Annotated in this window: 17 protein-coding genes; 12 read left to right on the top strand and 5 right to left on the bottom strand. The window is 61.7% G+C overall.

The annotated features are described in order from the left end of the window. The first annotated feature begins 82 nt into the window (after nt 1-82). The 4 genes from FHT93_RS06495 (at nt 83) to FHT93_RS06480 (ending at nt 4,410) form a co-directional block, all read left to right on the top strand. Nucleotides 83-1,204 (top strand): glycosyltransferase family 4 protein, encoded by a 1,122-nt coding sequence (locus FHT93_RS06495; RefSeq protein ID WP_183846755.1) that lies wholly within the window; start codon nt 83-85, stop codon nt 1,202-1,204. Beyond that, nucleotides 1,182-2,114 carry a glycosyl hydrolase family 43 gene (locus tag FHT93_RS06490; RefSeq protein WP_183846753.1) on the top strand — a complete coding sequence of 311 codons (933 nt, stop codon included), beginning with the start codon at nt 1,182-1,184 and terminating at the stop codon, nt 2,112-2,114. Before FHT93_RS06495 ends, FHT93_RS06490 begins: the two co-directional genes overlap by 23 nt. A 117-nt stretch (nt 2,115-2,231) precedes the next feature. Further along, complete coding sequence (locus FHT93_RS06485; RefSeq protein ID WP_018115227.1) at nt 2,232-2,996, top strand: sugar phosphate isomerase/epimerase; 765 nt, start codon at nt 2,232-2,234, stop codon at nt 2,994-2,996. Between the two features lie 169 nt (nt 2,997-3,165). After that, nucleotides 3,166-4,410 (top strand): glycosyltransferase, encoded by a 1,245-nt coding sequence (locus FHT93_RS06480; RefSeq protein ID WP_183846751.1) that lies wholly within the window; start codon nt 3,166-3,168, stop codon nt 4,408-4,410. Between the two features lie 13 nt (nt 4,411-4,423). On the opposite strand, the gene FHT93_RS06475 is transcribed toward FHT93_RS06480, so the two are convergent. Further along, nucleotides 4,424-4,690 (bottom strand): hypothetical protein, encoded by a 267-nt coding sequence (locus FHT93_RS06475; RefSeq protein WP_018115229.1) that lies wholly within the window; start codon nt 4,688-4,690, stop codon nt 4,424-4,426. Further along, nucleotides 4,687-4,926 carry a hypothetical protein gene (locus tag FHT93_RS06470; protein ID WP_029616483.1) on the bottom strand — a complete coding sequence of 80 codons (240 nt, stop codon included), beginning with the start codon at nt 4,924-4,926 and terminating at the stop codon, nt 4,687-4,689. Before FHT93_RS06470 ends, FHT93_RS06475 begins: the two co-directional genes overlap by 4 nt. A gap of 203 nt (nt 4,927-5,129) precedes the next feature. Here FHT93_RS06470 and FHT93_RS06465 point away from each other — a divergent pair, with 203 nt between their 5' ends. Beyond that, on the top strand, nt 5,130-5,531 hold the full coding sequence (locus FHT93_RS06465; protein WP_183846749.1) for a GFA family protein: 402 nt from the start codon (nt 5,130-5,132) through the stop codon (nt 5,529-5,531). Nucleotides 5,532-5,947: 416 nt separating this feature from the next. Here the strand turns inward: FHT93_RS06465 and FHT93_RS06460 are convergent, their stop codons facing one another. Continuing rightward, nucleotides 5,948-7,099 (bottom strand): calcium-binding protein, encoded by a 1,152-nt coding sequence (locus FHT93_RS06460; protein ID WP_183846748.1) that lies wholly within the window; start codon nt 7,097-7,099, stop codon nt 5,948-5,950. A gap of 701 nt (nt 7,100-7,800) precedes the next feature. Here FHT93_RS06460 and FHT93_RS06455 point away from each other — a divergent pair. The 3 genes from FHT93_RS06455 to FHT93_RS06445 all read left to right on the top strand — a co-directional run bounded on the left by FHT93_RS06455 (nt 7,801) and on the right by FHT93_RS06445 (nt 10,316). Then, nucleotides 7,801-7,977 carry a hypothetical protein gene (locus FHT93_RS06455; RefSeq protein ID WP_018115235.1) on the top strand — a complete coding sequence of 59 codons (177 nt, stop codon included), beginning with the start codon at nt 7,801-7,803 and terminating at the stop codon, nt 7,975-7,977. Nucleotides 7,978-8,305: 328 nt separating this feature from the next. Then, a complete protein-coding gene (locus FHT93_RS06450; protein ID WP_112969439.1) occupies nt 8,306-8,608 on the top strand; it encodes a UBP-type zinc finger domain-containing protein in 303 nt (100 codons plus the stop codon). A gap of 10 nt (nt 8,609-8,618) precedes the next feature. Further along, the gene (locus tag FHT93_RS06445; RefSeq protein WP_112969440.1) at nt 8,619-10,316 is read left to right on the top strand and encodes an FAD-dependent oxidoreductase; all 1,698 of its coding nucleotides are present in this window, start codon (nt 8,619-8,621) and stop codon (nt 10,314-10,316) included. A 7-nt stretch (nt 10,317-10,323) separates the two neighbouring features. Here FHT93_RS06445 and FHT93_RS06440 read toward each other — a convergent pair whose 3' ends face one another. After that, on the bottom strand, nt 10,324-11,256 hold the full coding sequence (locus FHT93_RS06440; RefSeq protein ID WP_183846746.1) for a LysR family transcriptional regulator: 933 nt from the start codon (nt 11,254-11,256) through the stop codon (nt 10,324-10,326). Nucleotides 11,257-11,434: 178 nt separating this feature from the next. On the opposite strand from FHT93_RS06440, the gene FHT93_RS06435 reads away from it, so the two are divergent. After that, the gene (locus tag FHT93_RS06435; RefSeq protein ID WP_113147325.1) at nt 11,435-12,598 is read left to right on the top strand and encodes a mandelate racemase/muconate lactonizing enzyme family protein; all 1,164 of its coding nucleotides are present in this window, start codon (nt 11,435-11,437) and stop codon (nt 12,596-12,598) included. Between the two features lie 17 nt (nt 12,599-12,615). On the opposite strand, the gene FHT93_RS06430 is transcribed toward FHT93_RS06435, so the two are convergent. Beyond that, nucleotides 12,616-13,263, bottom strand: coding sequence for a TetR/AcrR family transcriptional regulator (locus FHT93_RS06430; protein ID WP_246781559.1), 648 nt, complete (start codon nt 13,261-13,263; stop codon nt 12,616-12,618). Between the two features lie 65 nt (nt 13,264-13,328). On the opposite strand from FHT93_RS06430, the gene FHT93_RS06425 reads away from it, so the two are divergent. The 3 genes from FHT93_RS06425 (at nt 13,329) to FHT93_RS06415 (ending at nt 16,998) form a co-directional block, all read left to right on the top strand. Further along, nucleotides 13,329-14,060: an SDR family NAD(P)-dependent oxidoreductase gene (locus FHT93_RS06425; RefSeq protein ID WP_183846744.1), complete on the top strand. Its 732-nt coding sequence runs from the start codon at nt 13,329-13,331 to the stop codon at nt 14,058-14,060. A gap of 179 nt (nt 14,061-14,239) precedes the next feature. Continuing rightward, a complete protein-coding gene (locus FHT93_RS06420) occupies nt 14,240-14,785 on the top strand; it encodes an ATP-binding protein (protein ID WP_183846742.1) in 546 nt (181 codons plus the stop codon). Nucleotides 14,786-15,243: 458 nt separating this feature from the next. After that, the gene (locus tag FHT93_RS06415) at nt 15,244-16,998 is read left to right on the top strand and encodes an acetolactate synthase 3 large subunit (RefSeq protein ID WP_183847552.1); all 1,755 of its coding nucleotides are present in this window, start codon (nt 15,244-15,246) and stop codon (nt 16,996-16,998) included. The last annotated feature ends 37 nt before the right edge of the window (nt 16,999-17,035 follow it).

Below are 17,035 nucleotides of genomic sequence, written 5' to 3'. Positions count from 1 at the left end.
ACCTATCGAGAAGTGTTTCGCCAACAACTCAACTCGGTCGGCTATCGGTCTGAGGTGTATTGTGAGCGCTCGAAAAGATTTCGTGGGTGAGTTGCATCCGCGCGCCTATGAGGCTGTCGATGCGGCAGCGTCTCATAAGTTGAAAATCCTGCATGTCCTGTTCTCCTCCAGGGTCGCTGGATCGGAACGATACTGCGCCGATCTTGCCAACGGGCAGGCTGCCCTTGGCCATGAGGTTCACGTCGCGGGACGATACGGCTCGCCGATTGCCGGCCTGCTCTCGAAAGAGGTGGTTTTTCACGGTTTCGCTTTCCCGTTTCTGAGAGGCCCGAGGCTGCGGCGGCTGATGGATCGGGCGGGAATCGAAATTGCGCATGGGCATCTCAGCCACGGCTGCAAGGCGCTTGCCGCAGCGCGCAACAGTGTCACCAGGGTCGCGACCCTGCATGTCGGCTACAAGACCAGGCAGCATGCCGGCCTCGACGGGGTAATCTGCGTCAACACTGCCCAGTCGACGCGGCTCGGCACATTTGACGGTCAGTCGACGCTGATTTCCAACTGGCTGCCCGATATCACATCGACCGAGAGCATGGATCTGCGCGCGCAGCTGAACTTGCCGCGCGGAACACGGCTTGTCGGCAGCGTCGGGCGTCTGCATCCCAGCAAAGGCTATGATGTGCTCGTGCCGGCCTTCCGGCAGTCGGCACCCGACAATGCCGTTCTCGTCATCGTCGGCGAGGGGCCGCATCGCGCCGCGCTGGAGAAGCTCGCGAAGGGCGACAGCCGCATCCACCTGCTCGGTCATTGCAACAATGTGCCGGGGTTCCTGCGCAACCTGGATCTCTTCGTCTCGCCGTCGCGAGAAGAGTCTGCAGGCCTTGCCATTCTCGAAGCCATGCACGAGGGGCTGCCGATCGTTGCCACGGCCGCCGAAGGGCCGTCGGAATATCTGCGCGAGCAGCCGGTGACGCTGGTTGCGCCTGGCTCCATCGAGCAGCTGGCCGAAGCGCTTGCCGATGTCTTGCGGGAACAGCCTGTTGTCCGCCTGTCGCGCGTAGGCTACGACTTGGCTCCTTTCTCCCGTTCGGCAGGTATTGCGAATGTTCTCGACTTCTATTCCCGGCTTGCCCGCGCAGCCGCAGTGCCGGCCGCGCCCGACATCGATCCGCCGCGATTGATCTATGCGTCTGAAGCCCAAGAGTGATTTCTGGCAGGTGGGCATCGTCCCGGCGCCCGCCGATACGCTGCTCGATGCCAAAGCCTTGGCGAGTTCTTCCGATCGCATCACATGGCTGCCCGATCCCGGGCCGTGGCGATATCTTGCCGATCCCTTCGCAGTGAGGAAGGGCGACAGCCTGCACGTTTTCGTTGAGGCCTATGATTACCATACCAAGCACGGTTTCATCGAGCGCCACGAACTGGTGGGGCCGGACCTCAAATGGCGCGGCAAGGCGGTGGCGCTCACCAGGCCTTTTCATCTCTCCTATCCCTTCCTGATCGAACAGGATGGCGAGGTGCTGATGATGCCGGAAAGCCATAAGGCGGGGGAGGTCGCTCTTTACCGTGCCCGCTCGTTCCCGGATGACTGGGTGCGGGAAACGGTGCTGCTGACCGGTATGCCCGTTGCCGAGGCCTGCCTCATCGAGCATCAGGGCAAGTGGTGGATGTTCTACACGCTCGTCGGTGCCGGCGCGCGCGACCAGCGCGAGCTGCATATCGCCTTTGCTGATCGCCTGACCGGCCCGTGGAAGACCCATCCGCAAAATCCGGTGCTTGTGGATCGCTCCGGCGCCCGGCCGGGCGGCACGCCCTTTATCGGCGCCGATGGGCAGGTCATCCTGCCGGTCCAGGACTGCAGCGTCAGCTATGGCGGCGGCCTGCGCTTCCTGCGCTTCAGCCTGCTCAGCGAAACGCATGTGACCTGCGCGCATCTGCCGGCGCAGTTGACGGGCGATCTCGCGACTGCCGACTACCCCGACGGCCTTCACACGTTTTCTGCCTGCGGGGAGCTGACGCTGATCGATGTGAAACGCATCGACAGGTCCTTCGGCCGCCATATCGTCAACCTGAAGCGCAAGCTGTCGCCGAAGCCCGCCCTGCCGGCATTGGGGTGATCTTGGCGTTTTGCCCTCGCAATCTGTCTCGACACAGGCGAAACTGTGCCCGGATTCGATAAAGGGAACGGTCAAGATGCCTTGCCGGCGAGGGCGACACTGGTCTGGGGATGAGCGATGACGAAGCCGATGCTTTCGCTGCAGCTCTATTCGATGCGCGGTCTCGGAGATCTCGGCACGCAGCTTGAAAAGGCGGCGAGCGCCGGTTACGGCGCCGTGGAGCCGCTCGAGGGGCATCTGCGCGATGCCGATAATCTGCAGGCCGGACTTCTGAGGAACGGGCTTTCGGCGCCATCCGCCCATGTCGGGCTGGAAGCGTTGCGCAGCGAGCGGCAGCGCTTTGTCGATGCCTGCCAGCAATGCGGCATCGGGCAGCTTTTCGTTCCGCATCCGGCGCCGGCGATGGCGAAGGAAACGAAAGCCGCATGGCAGCGGATCGGCCACGAGCTCGGGTCGCTTTCGGAGCAGATGAAGGCAGAGGGCATCGTGCTCGGCTATCACAACAAGATGGCGGGCTTCGAGCGCACCATTGGCGGGCGCTACGGCTTCGAGCTGATGTTCGAGGCAGCCAGGGGCAGCCCGCTTACCTGGCAGGCGGATATTGCCTGGCTGGCGCGAGCCCAGCCCAATGCCATCGAATGGATCAGGCATTATGCGTCGGTGCTGGTCTCCGTGCATGTCAAGGATCAGGCACCTGACGATATGGACCCGGACGAGGACGGATGGGCGAATGTCGGCTCCGGCGTGCTGCTCTGGCCGTCGCTCTGGCGAGCGGCGGTTGCAAGCGGGGCGCGGCTCTTCGTCGTCGAGCACGACAATCCGCGGCTGCCCTTCGAATTTGCGGCGCGCAGCTATGCCTATCTCAGCCGGTTCCTGACGTAGACCTGCCGGCCTTTCGCTGCCGCTCATCGGTGGAAATGTCGGGAAATATGCAGCCGGGAACAATCATCATCCCTGCTATGCCTTTAGATATGGCGCAGGGGGGACTTGCGGCAAGACCCGGGTCGAGGCGTAGAACGCTTATCCTGATCAACAGCATCGGGAGAAGAGCATGCGTGTATTGCTTTCCACGTACGGGTCGCGCGGAGATGTGCAGCCATTGGCGGCGCTGGCGGTTGGCTTGCAGAGACTTGGCGCAGAGGCGGTGGTCTGCGCGCCGCCGGATGCGGAGTTTGCCGGGCTGCTCGAGCGGCTCGGCGTGCCGCTCGCGCCAGCAAACGCGCCCGTGCGGCAATGGGTGAGCGAGGTGATGAAGAGCGCCGAGAGCAATACGCGGGAGCGTTCGGCCGATGGCATTTCCGAACGCGCAGCCGGGATATTGGCGGGCCAGTTCGAGGCGCTTTCGGCAGCTGCGGAAGGATGCGATCTCATCGTCGCGGCGGGGCTGTTTCCGGCGATGGCGGCGGCACAGCTGGTGGCAGAGCGGGCGGGCATCGGCTATTTCGGGGCGACATTCTGCCCGATCTTCCTGCCGTCGCATCATCACAAGCCGCATGAATTCAAGGGCCGTCCGCATCCGCCCGGCGTGACCGACAACCGGGTCCTCTGGGACTATGATATCGAAACGAAGAATGTGATCTTCGGCGGAGCCTATAATCGGCTGCGCGCATCGATGGGCATGGCGCCGGTGGACAATGTGCGCGATCCGGTCCTGACACGCCGGCCGTTGCTTGCGGCCGATCCTGTGGTCGGGCCGCTGCTTGCGACGGATCTGATCGACGCGGTGCAGACGGGCGCCTGGATGCTCGATGACGACCGGCCGCTGCCGGCGGCTCTGGAAGATTTTCTCGATAGTGGAACAGCGCCCGTCTATGTCGGCTTCGGCAGTATGCCGATGCATGCGCTGAAGGATGCCTCGGGCGTCATCCTTGCTGCGATCCGCGCTGCGAGGCGGCGTGCGGTGCTGTCGCGCGGCTGGGCCGGGCTGATGACCGATGATGGCGCGCGCGACTGCTTCCTCATCGAGGAGGCCAATCATCAGGCACTCTTTCCGCGGGTTGCGGCGATCGTCCATCACGGCGGGGCCGGCACGACGGCGGCCGCTGCCCGTGCCGGCGTGCCACAGGTGGTCGTGGCGCAGATAGCCGATCAGCCCTATTGGGCGGGTCGCGTTGCGGCACTCGGCATCGGCGTCGCGCATGAGGGGACGATACCGACGCTGGAGACCTTCTCCGCTGCGCTTTCGGCGGCATTGCAACCCGACATGCGCCAGCGCGCCGCGGCTGTTGCCCCCACGATCCGAACCGACGGGGCGATGGTGGCGGCAAGGCTGCTGCTTGCCTCGGCCGGCAGATAGGCGGGGATTGCGGTCAATCGCGTGGCAGCCTGCCGAGCAGCAGCTGGTTTCCCGTGCGGTTGCCGCAGCCGCTGCATTTCAGGCGAAGGCTGATCCTCGCCAGCGATATGTCCTTGCCGTAGCGGTAGGCGAGCACGCGCCGGTCGATCCTCGTCTCGCGCTGACAGGCCGGGCATTGGGCTTGGATGACATACCATTGCGGCAGGGTGGCGAGCGTCTCCCTGTCGGTTGCGACCTCCTCATGACTGGCGACGAGATCGATGCTGCGGCGGTGTTTCATGTCCGGTCAAGGGAGGAGCGCTCGAAGGAAGGCCGCCAGCCGCGGGTCATGCCCCGGCTGAGGGCACCTTCGGCAAGCGCAAGCTGTTGGCGCAGGTGGCGACAGTCCTGCAGAAGCGTGGCGATAGCTGCCTTGGCATCCTCGTCGTGCCAGGAGAGCACTGCCTCGACCTCCCAGCTCAGGTCTTCGTTTGCGATCACATCACCATCGGTTTTGGGGGCCAATTGCGGACGCATGTTCTCATTCTCCTTGCAGAGCATTTCAGTTCCAGATTGTCGGGATGGCGGCCGCAGCGCCACGGATGTTCTTATTATGTTCTCATTTCGGAAGGAGTCAAGGCATGATCTGACTTGCAGGCTGCAAGGGTGGAATTTGCAGGCGGCGCCCGATTGAGGCAGGATGGATCCTTCCAAACAGGCAGGGATGAAACGGTGCGCTGATGCTGGTCGGCTCATGTCATTGCGGTAAGACGGGCTGGACGCTGGAAGGCGATCCGGGCTCGATCACGGCGTGCAACTGCACGCTCTGCCGGCGCTATGGAGCGCTCTGGGCCTATGATTACGAAGGCGAGCGGATCACCGTCAGCGGCGAGACCGGCTCCTATACGCGGACCGGCCGGGAGACGGCGTCGCTGGAAATATTGTTCTGTCCGACCTGCGCCTGCGTGCTCAGCTGGCGCGGCCTGAGGCTCAACAGGGATGGCCGCCGGCGCATGGCGGTCAACCTGCGGCTGGCGCCGCCGGATCTCGTTTCCGATCTGCCGATCGATCACTTCGACGGGCTGGAGACATTTGAAGACCTGCCCTCCAAGGGGCGGTGTGTGCGCGATCTCTGGTTCTGACGGTTCGGGATGATTGCAGGCTGCAGATGTCCCAATCTTCCTCAAATCGAGAAATGCCGCCGTACGTCTTTGACGGAGTTGCTCTAGACCAGTCCGTGGCCTCCGATAAAGAAGATCGCCGCACACAGGATCAAGATCGCGGCGACCGCATGGACCCGGGAAAAACCATGTCCATGAGTTGGAGCCTCTGCACCATAACCGAGACTACGATGGTCTTCTTCGAAATTTGACAGCAAATCGCGCATTTCATGCCCCCCAGCATCCGGCCTGAATCTTATTTGCCAGGCTCAAGGGTAGCATGCGCTCGTTCGCGCGATTTGGGCAGATCGCTAAAGGTTCAATCACCTTCCGGTGGATGCTCCATACCCTGCGAAAACAGCCGGTAAACCGGCCGTTTTCAGATGTGGGGCGTGCGGTCAGACGAGCAGGGAGCTGTTTGCCAGGACGTCGGTATTGTCGAAGAACGTCTTGTTCACGCCGATGAACGCGATGTCCTGGGCAGCATGGGTCGTGCCGGCGCCGTCGGCGTCATAGGACAGAATGCCGGTTGCGGAATTGTAGATCAGTTCGGGGCCGGCCTTGGTTCCGCCGGCGCCCCACTTGTTGACGATTTCGAAAGAGGCTGCGTCCACCACGCCGTTATTGTCGACATCGAGGCTGGCGAAGGCCGGGCCGAGGCTGATCTTGTCGTCCGAATCGAAGTCCCAGATGAAGTCCTTGCTGGCTGCGCCCATGTCATCGAAATGGAACGTGTCGGCGCCGCCCTTGCCGTAGAGGCTGTCATTGCCGGCACCGCCGGCGATGAGATTGCTGCCGGCATTGCCGGTGATCATGTTGGCAAGGTCGTTGCCTGTCGCATCGATATCCGCCGTGCCGTTCAGCCGGAGGTTTTCGACAGGCCCCTGGTCACGCAGATCCACGCTGACCGTTGTCCAGATCGTGTCTACGCCGCCATCGGGAAGGGTGAGCAGCGGCCCTGAATAAATTGCGACGCGATCGCCCGTATCATCGAATATGTAGGTGTCGTTGCCAGTCGTTTCGAAGAAGGTATCGGCCCCGCCTTTGCCATCCAGCTTGTCGTCGCCTGCATTGCCGACCATCCGGTCAGCGAAATTCGAACCGATGACCGAGACATGCTCGACATCAGGTTCGATGAAGAACTGGCCTGCATAACTGCCGTCTGCGTGGGTCAGGGCCAGGATGGATGTGAAGGTGCCCGGCCCGAAATTCGTGAAATCGACGTCGAGAGCTCCCATCGGCTGAAAGTTCAGGTATGCGGAATCCGTTCCTGCGTTGCCGAAGAACGTGACGTCGATCTGGCCGGGAAAGTCATGAGGAGGGGCGAAGATCAGGGTGTCGTTATCCGCTCCCCCGAAAATATCGTTTGATGTTTCCAACAGATCCGGCAAGTCGAAAGTCGACGTCGCGATGCGAAAGGTGTCGTTGCCTTCATCGCCGAGGTAAACATCACTGTTCTCGAAGATAAGTCCTGCCTCTGGGATTATTATAAGAGTAGAGTTCAGCGTGCGAAACACATCATCTCCAGCTGTGCCGTAAAAGGCGCTCATGCGTCTTCCTCCGATTGCTGTTAAATCCGGATATTGTTGAGTGCCTCCTGCCGGGGCAAGTGAAACTACAATGACATTCACGTACCTATTCTGGCCGGCACCCTAGCATGTGGCGAAGCAAATGGCTACCTTGGGTTGATCTGATTGACGGCCGGAGGCAGTTCGGTGACGGGCAAGATCGTTTAGGTAGCTTTGATCACCATCAGTGTCGTTCAGGGGCACGCCAGTCGATGATGGGGCTTGAGAGGACCGGGCGCTCGCGCCAACGGTGCGGCAAGTATAATTCTTTCGATGCTGCCCGTTTTATCCGGTCGGCCTATTTTTCCACCTTTTTGCTATGTGGGTGATAATAGTAAATCGGCTAATTCTGCGATATCTGTGAAAATAAGGACGTTATTATGTGCCTGGATGCACAGAATAATTCTGACGTTTTGGCTTAGTAAAAGCTGATTCCGAAGGGAAACGATGAGGATCTACTGTTTTATCATTGCACTTCAGCTCGGCCTGCTAATGTGGGTTGCGGCCTACTATAGCGTTCAGGGGCTTTATCTCTCGCTGAATGCTTCGCACTCCCAGACTGTTACCCTTGCTTCAGCCAATATCGCGGCGCTCCCTGGTGACGCCCGATGACGACGAGCCCGCACCGGCCGTGACGGCCCTGAAATCCGTGTCAAACCAAGAAACCTGAAAAAGACGCCACCGTGAGACCGCTGAATTCCCTCCTGATCGTCTATCTTGGCCCGCCGCTGATGGCAGCGGCGCTTCTTCTGTTCATGGTGTCATGGTTCGGCGACACGCCGTCCGACGCGCGGCAGGACACGGTGAGCAGCGTGCGAAAAGGCGGCAGGATCGGCAGTCACGTCGAAATGTTCCGGTAAACGGGCGCGTCACGCCATCATCGACAGCGGAAAAACGAGAAGGGCCACCAAGTGGGGCCCAGCGACCCTTCTCCAGCTGGTAGGTGCAGCATCCAGCGGCGGCAAAATACAAGCAGTAGCTGTTTCCGATAGTGACCGCGGTCACAGCGCTGCAATATTTTCTAGCGGAAGATGAACTAACCGGTCTCGCCTGCATGGCGGGCGCGGCCCTCTCGCTGCATATTGGCCGGCGAGGGGAACGGTTCTGCGCCTGGTTATGCTAGAGAAAATCGTCTTTTGATCTATCTTCCTCCGGCAGGCGCGAACTCAAGAGAAAGAGGAGATGCAGATGTCGGTGTGCAAACATGTCGCAGCCGTTCGATCCGTCGAGCCGAGGACGCTCGGCTGCGAGGAATGCCTGGAGGAGGGACAGGAATGGGTCCATCTCCGGCTTTGTCGGGAATGCGGCCATGTCGGCTGCTGCGACCAGTCGATCGGGAAACATGCGACGGCGCATTTCCATGCCACGGGACATCCCATCATCGAAGGCTACGACCCGCCGGAAGGCTGGGGCTGGTGCTATCTCGACGAGACGATGGTGGAACTGCCGGATCAGACGCCGCAGCGCGGCCCGATCCCGATCTATTATTGAGCGTGCCGAGATGAGCTCCGACAGTCTCGAAACCCGCCGTCACCAGATGTTTCCGGTGCTGAGCGCCGCGCAGGTCCAGATAGCCGGGCGTTTTGCCAGCAGTGGCCCGCATTCCTTTGCTCCCGGCGAGATCGTCTCGCAGATCGGCGACAGGCATTCGCCGGCATGGCTGATCCTTTCCGGCCGACTCGACGTCTTCAGGCATGACGGCTTGTCGATGCCGGAAGCCCTGATCACGAGCCATGATGCAGGGCAGTTTTCAGGAGAGGTCAGCCAGCTTTCCGGGCGGCCGGTGCTTGCGGGCGGGCGTGCCGGGCCGGAAGGATGTGTGGCGCTGGCATTCGATGCTGCGCATCTGAAGGCTCTCATCATCGGCTCGGCCGAGATCGGCGAGATCATCATGCGCGCCTATATCCTGCGGCGTGTGGAACTGATCAATTTCGGCGGCGCCGGCTCCGTTCTGATCGGCCATCCGGGAGAGCCCAATCTGGTTCGCCTGCAGGGCTTTCTGACCCGAAGCGGTTATCCTCATGTCGTCCTCGATGCGGCCTCGGACCATGAAGGCCGGGGCCTGGTGGAGAGGCTTGGGATCCTGGCCAGCGAATTGCCGCTCATGGTCTGCCCCAGCGGCACGGTGCTCAAACATCCGACAGATGCCGAAGCAGCCTGCTGCCTCGGCATAACGCCGGAACTCGATCCGGAAACCGTCTATGATGTGGCAATTGTCGGGGCCGGCCCGTCGGGCCTGGCTGCTGCGGTCTACGCGGCATCGGAGGGCCTCAGCGTCATCGTCATCGATAACCGTTCGATCGGCGGGCAGGCCGGCAGTTCTTCCCGCATCGAAAACTATCTCGGCTTTCCGACCGGAATTTCTGGCCAGGCGCTCGCCGGCCGCGCCTTCAATCAGGCGCTCAAGTTCGGAGCGGAGATCGCCTTGCCGCTTGATGTGAACGAGCTCATTCCGGCCCCTGTCGGCAAACGCAGGACCGACCCTATGGTCTTGCGGATTGACGGGGACAGGGCGGTCAAGGCACGGACCGTCGTCATTGCCTCGGGCGCCAGGTATCGCAGGCCCGATATTCCCGACATAGCGCGCTTCGAGGGCGCCGGCATTTCCTATTGGGCATCCGCGATCGAAGCCAAACTCTGCGAAAACGACGATATCGCGCTCGTCGGCGGCGGCAATTCGGCCGGCCAGGCGATCGCATTCCTCGCGCCGCGGGTGCGGCGTCTCCACCTGGTGATCCGCCGAAGCCTGGCCGAGACCATGTCCACCTATCTCATCGATCGCATCGCGGCGCTGCCGAATGTGGAGATGCATCTCGGATGCGAGCTGACGGCGCTGTCGGAAGACCCGCATGGCCGGCTGGCGGCAACCATCACTGAGCTCAGGGCGCAGTCCGAGAAGAACTTCGATCTTCGCCGCGTCTTCATGTTCATCGGCGCCGACCCGAATACCGACTGGATCAAGTGCCGCATCAAGACGGATGACAGGGGCTTCATCAGGACCGGTACGACCTTCAGCCCTGAAGTCGAAGAGGAGCTCGGAAGGCGCGCCCTGCAGCTGGAAACCAGTCTGCCGAACGTCTTTGCGATCGGCGATGTCCGGGCCGGTTCGACGAAGCGGGTAGCGGCCGCCGTTGGCGAAGGTGCTGCCGTCGTCAGCGATATTCACGCGGCGCTGAGACAGGCTCCGCTGATGAAATGAGCCGGAGTCATGACGAACCACGATGAGCGGCTTGAATGCCAGCCTTGCCTTGAACGAGGTTCCAGAAGCTCTCGGCAATATCGGTCATGCGGGCCCTTGGCCTGATCAGCACGATCCTGACCTCGACCACCCAATCATCCGATCCGGCTGAGGTCAGTCTTCCAGCCGGTCCCATCTCATCCGCCGCCAGGCTCTCCGGTATCCAGGCCACACCCTTTCCCTCGATCGCAAGTGCCTTCAGCGCCATTGCCAGATGCGAGGTGAAGACCGTCGAGAATTGCAGCGAAGATGTCCTGGCGGAAAGGGCGGATGACAGGATGCGGCCCATGCCCGACGTTTCCTCGAAGGCAAGATGGGGGACAGGGCGATCCGCGATCTCCGAAATGCTGTGGAGCGGCCGGCCATCCCGGTCCCGTGCGCTGACGGGGATCAGGCGGTCGGTCGCAAGCTCCACCTGCCTGTAGGCGTTCATGTCGAGACGGATTCTGCTGTTTCGATGATCGTGGCAGAGCAGGAACTGCGCGCGCCCCTCCATCATGATCCGCTCGCATTCGTTCATATTGTCGGAGAGGAGGCGGATGGGCATCGTCGATGCCTCGTGGCCCAGGCCTTGAATCCAGCCGGGAAAGAAGATGAACGACAGTGCATGGGTGGCGGCGAAGGTCACCGTCGAGGTCGCCGCCCGCATCTGTTCGATTTCGCTGATGGCGCGCTCCAGACGGGCGGTGACATCATCGGCCGCTGCCAGCATGGCTTCGCCCGCGGGGGTCAGCTTCAGGCGGTGCGTGGAGCGATCGACGAGTTCGGTGCCGCACCAGTTCTCCAGCGATTTGATGCGGCGGCCGAAAGCGGGCTGCGTGATATGGCGCTTTTCGGCGGCGCGCGAAAAGTTCAGGGTTTCCGCGAGTGCCTTGAGGTCGGCAAGCCAGGCCGTTTCCACTGACGTCGATCCGTTTCTGGTGATGCTTTGATGGCATCGAAGAAATGGCATCCTGTCGATTATTTCAAGCGATTTCGAAATTCTCTATGCCGCTTCGGCATTGAAAGAGCCCGGATCGGCATTGGACGACAGGGCGCCTGACTCCTAGAACATCAGCATCTGAAGAATGGAGGCTGCCATGCGCATCATCGATGTCCGCGAAGTGACGAAGCCGATCGCTTCGCCGATCCGCAACGCCTATATCGATTTCAGCAAGATGACGACGAGCCTTGTCGCCGTCGTCACGGATGTCGTCAGAGACGGGAGGCGCGTGGTCGGCTACGGCTTCAATTCCAATGGGCGATACGGGCAGGGCGGGCTGATCCGCGAGCGCTTCCGGGACCGTATCCTGGAAGCGGCACCCGACAGTCTCGTCAACGATGCCGGCACCAATCTCGATCCGCAGCGGATCTGGGCGGCGATGATGAAGAACGAGAAGCCAGGCGGTCACGGCGAGCGTTCGGTCGCAGTCGGCACGATCGACATGGCGGTGTGGGATGCCGTTGCCAAGATCGAGGGCAAGCCGCTCTTCCGGTTGCTGGCGGATATGAAGGGCAGGCAAGCCGATCCCAGGGTCTTCGTCTATGCCGCCGGCGGATATTACTATCCCGGCAAGGACAATAGCGCGCTGCGCAAGGAGATGCGCACCTATCTCGACCGCGGCTATACCGTGGTCAAGATGAAGATCGGCGGCGCTTCGATCGACGAGGATCGCGGCCGTATCGAATCCGTGCTCGAGGAAATCGGGCCTGAGGCGCGGCTTGCCGTCGATGCAAACGGGCGTTTCGATCTGGAGACCGGCATTGCCTATGCCAAGATGCTGCGCGACTATCCGCTCTTCTGGTACGAGGAAATCGGCGATCCGCTCGATTATGCGCTGCAGGCGGCGATATCGGAATTCTACGATGCGCCGATGGCGACGGGCGAAAACCTGTTCTCGCATCAGGATGCCCGCAACCTGCTGCGCTATGGCGGCATGCGCGCCGACCGCGACTATCTGCAATTCGACTGCGCGCTGTCCTATGGGCTGGTGGAATATCTGCGCACGCTCGATGTGCTGCGCCAGTTCGGCTGGTCGCCCTCACGCTGCATTCCTCATGGCGGCCATCAGATGTCGCTCAACATTGCGGCTGGCCTCGGCCTTGGCGGCAATGAGAGCTATCCGGATCTTTTCCAGCCCTATGGCGGATTCCCGGATGGGGTAAAGGTCATCGACGGCCACATCACCATGCCGGAACTGCCCGGCATCGGCTTCGAAGGCAAGTCGGACCTGATCAAGGTCATGCGGGAACTGGCGGAGTAGGACGCAGGCCGGCGGTTTCAGGCCGCACTCGCAGCATCCAGATAGGTGCAGAACATCAGCGTCAGCTGCGTCCGCAAACCGCCGTCGATGAGCAGTTCCGACATGTGACGGTCGAAGACGTTGCGGACGGTGCCGCAGAGCACGTTCAGCATCATCACGTTGACGGTGGCGAGATTGTCGAACTCTGCGTCCGAGGCGGTGGCGAACATGGCATGGCTGGCGGCTTCGATGCGCTGCGACATGGCCTCGACGATGCCGGCGACATCAATCTCGGCGGCGGCGCGGTAGAGGGCGATCGTGACGTCGCGGCGCTCGATCTTCACCTCGATATAGGTGCTGACGAGGGCATCGGCCATCTCTGCATAGCGCGCGCCGCGATGGGCAAGGCAGGCGGCTTCCACGCGTTCGGCCAGCATCGTCAGGTACCGCTCGTTGACCGCGTGGAACAGCGCCTGCTTGTTCGGAAAATACTGGTAGAGGGAGCCAACGGAAACGCCGGCTCTTTCGGCGACCCGCGTCGTCGTCAGGTCACCCGGACCGTCCGCTATCAAAACCTGAATCGTCGCTTCGAAAATCGCCTCGACGGTGTTCACCGACCGCGCCTGACGCGGTGATTTGCGGGCATTTGCGGCTGATATCTGCGCGGAAACCATATGCGAATTCAAAACCTGAAGAATCCTTCTTATTTTCAATCTGCGCGCACCGATCGAGATTTTCAAGGAACTTCAGGATGAACAACGCTGGACGTATCGCGCTCGTGACAGGCGCAAACAAGGGAATTGGATATGAAATCGTCAGACAGCTCGCCGGATCAGGCGTGTCTGTTTTCCTCGGCGCACGCGATGCCGGGCGCGGCGAGGCCGCGGCGGATGACCTCGCCGGGCAGGGGCTCGACGTATCTTTCATCCGGATCGACGTCTGCGATGCGGCAAGCATTGCTGCCGCCGCCGCAGAGATCGATGCGCGGCGCGGCCGTCTCGATATCCTCGTCAACAATGCCGGCATTGCCGACTACACGGACGGCGCTCCCGGCAAGGCCTCGCTCGATGCCGTGCGCAGCGAACTGGAGACCAATTTCATCGGGGCGCTCGCGGTGACGCAGGCGATGCTGCCGCTTTTGCGCAAGGCCAAGGCCGGGCGCATCGTCAACATGACCAGCAGCCTCGGCTCCCTGACGCTGAACGGCGATCCGAGCTGGCCGTTCTATGGCGTGCGGCTCATAGGCTACAATGCGTCGAAGGCGGCGCTGAACATGCTGACGGTCCAGCTCAATGCGGAGCTCAGCGATACCGGGATCACCGCCGTATCGGCTTGCCCCGGCCTCGTGGCCACCGACCTCAGCGGCCATCGCGGCGACCGGACGCCATCGGAGGCTGCGGCATTTCCGGTGCGAATGGCCTTGCTTCAAGGGCAGGACCTGAAAGGCATTTGCCAGAGCGAGCAGGGCGCCATCCCCTGGTGACGGCCTTCTCGTTGGCAGTTGACGGAAAGCGTGTCGGCCGCTGACGCATTGTGTGAGCAAGTTCAGAGGGATAGAAATAGGCACATAGGTGGTGGCCGGCTCTCATCAGTCGAGGCGTGAGGCACGATGTCAAACGCGGAGGTTCGTCGCCGATCAGGATCGCAGGAGGCGGGTTTCGGATGGTGATGTCCTATCGGCAGGCAGTGGCTGCCGCCGAAGATCTGGTGCGGACCGAGCCGCGGATCGTGTTCATGATGTGCGGTTTGGCAGGTTCCGGCAAGACGACCTTTGCGCAGCGGCTGGAGGCGCTCGGATGTGAGCGTTTCTCGATCGACGAAGAGGTCTGGCGGCATGACGGGCGTTTTGGCGTCGATTATCCGGAAGCTGCCTATGCCGATCTGCAGGCCGCCGCCGAAACGCGGCTGCGGCTCCGCCTTGAAGACCAGCTCATGCGCGGCACCAAGGCAGTGATCGATTTTGCCTTCTGGAATGGGGCGGCTCGCGCCCGCTACCGTGGGCTTGTCGAAGCTCGGGATCACCGGTGCCGCATCATTTATCTTCAGGTGGACGAGGCGATTTTGCGCGACCGCTTGAGAGAACGCTCGGCACGGCGTGATGCAAATGCCGCGTTTCCGATAACGGACGAGCTGCTCGCGAAATATATCCAAGGCTTCGATATTCCGAGCGAAGAAGAGGCCTGGATCGTGCAGGCGACATTCGATTGAGAAAGCCTCCCTGCGAGGGCGCGACGAAAGCCGCGCCCTCAAAATGTCAGGCATCGATCGCGACCGCCGTCCGATATGCATGAGGTGGACGCAGGTATCGGATGATCTAACCGCCGGCGTTGGCACGGCATGCGGGCAGCGACAGCAACGGATATTGCTCAGTGGTCCCATAAGCAATAGGGCAGGCAGAGATGCGATTGACGGACCGCAAATTTGCGGTTAGCTCTTACGCCCATGAAAATCGCAATGGTTCTCGTCGTGGTGATATCGCGCATGGGCAGGACGGTGTAACCGTCCGGCATCAGCCACCCATGCGCCGAACACAAGGTCCCTGACGGGGCCTTTTTTTGTGCCCCGTCGCAACCCAATCACCCTATCAACGACGGAAAATTGCTATGACCGGCGATAAGGCCAGCTTTACCCAAAATTCCCCCAATCCTTCTTCTTTCGGCCCCCTGATGAACGGCGGCGAGATCGTGCTGCGGGCGCTGCGCGACAATGGCGTCGAGCACATATTCGGCTATCCGGGCGCTGCCGTGCTGCCGATTTATGACGAGATCTTCCAGCAGGACGAGGTCAAGCACCTGCTGGTGCGGCACGAGCAAGGTGCCGGCCATGCCGCCGAAGGCTATGCACGTTCGACCGGCAAGGTCGGCGTCATGCTGGTCACATCAGGACCGGGTGTCACCAATGCCGTCACCGCGCTGCAGGATGCGCTGATGGATTCCATTCCGCTCGTCTGCCTGACCGGGCAGGTGCCGACGACGCTGATCGGCACGGATGCCTTTCAGGAATGCGATACGGTCGGCATCACGCGGCCCTGCACCAAGCATAATTTCCTCGTCGATCACATCGACGATCTCGCAAGGACCATCCATCTCGCCTTCAGGATCGCGACGTCAGGCAGGCCGGGGCCGGTTCTGGTCGACATGCCGAAGGATGTGCTGTTTGCGAGCGGGCTTTATGTCGGGCCGCAGGAGGTTTCGATGCCTGCGAACTATAAGCTGCCGAGGTGCGGCGATCAGGAGGCGATCGCTGCCGCGGTCAGGCTGATGGCGCAGGCTGAGCGGCCGCTCCTCTATACCGGTGGCGGCGTCATCAATTCCGGACCGGAGGCCTCGCGGCTGCTGCGGGAACTGGTGGAGCTCGCCGGCTTTCCCATCACCTCGACGCTGATGGGGCTCGGCGCCTATCCGGCGAGCGGACCGAACTGGCTGAAGATGCCCGGCATGCACGGTTCCTATGAGGCAAACATGGCGATGCATGATTGCGACCTGATGATTGCCATCGGTGCGCGTTTCGACGATCGCGTCACCTCGCGTGTCGACAGGTTTTCGCCGGGGTCGAGGAAGATCCATATCGATGTCGATCCATCCTCGATCAACAAGAATGTATCCGTCGATATCGGCATAACCGGCGATGCGGCCGATGTGCTGCGGGATCTGATCGAAGCCTGGCGGGCGCTTCCGGCCCGACCGGAACGCGGGCGGCTGGATGCCTGGTGGGGCGAGATCGCGCGATGGCGGGCGCGAAACTCCTTTGCCTATGAGATGCGCCATGATGCGATCATGCCGCAATATGCGCTGGAGCGGCTGCATGCGCTGACGACCGATCTCGACCCTATCGTCACGACCGATGTCGGCCAGCATCAGATGTGGGCGGCACAGCTCTTCGGTATCGAAGGGCCGAACCGCTGGCTCACCTCGGGTGGGCTCGGCACGATGGGTTATGGTCTGCCGGCGGCGATCGGCGCGCAGATCGCCCATCCCGGGCGGCTCGTTCTCGGCATTGTCGGCGATGGTTCGGTGCAGATGACACTGAAGGAGCTTTCGGCGGCCATGCAGCACCAGGCGCCGGTCAAGATCTTCATCCTTAACAATGCGCAGCTCGGCATGATCCGGCAATGGCAGCAGATCCTGCATGGCAACCGGCGGGACAGATCCTACTCCGCCTCGCTGCCTGATTTCGTCAAGCTGGCGGAGGCCTATGGGGCCGTGGGCCTGCGCTGCGAGAAGCCGGAGGAGCTGGATGAGAAGATCCGCGAGATGATCGCCACCGACCGGCCGGTTCTTTTCGACTGCCGGGTCGCGGCGCTGGAAAACGTCTATCCGATGGTCCGCAGCGGCCGGCCGCATAATGACATGCTGTTCGGCGAGGATGTCAGCGCGGCGGAAGCGGAGGGAGAATTCGGTTTCAGCCAGGGGCTGGTCTGAGCCTGCCGCGGCATCGGCCGGTGTCGAGTGCATCGGC

Source organism: Rhizobium sp. BK379 (genome assembly GCF_014193955.1).
GTDB lineage: Bacteria > Pseudomonadota > Alphaproteobacteria > Rhizobiales > Rhizobiaceae > Rhizobium.
The sequence above is the reverse complement of the archived record's forward strand: the minus strand, read 5'-3'. Positions and strand labels throughout refer to the sequence as shown.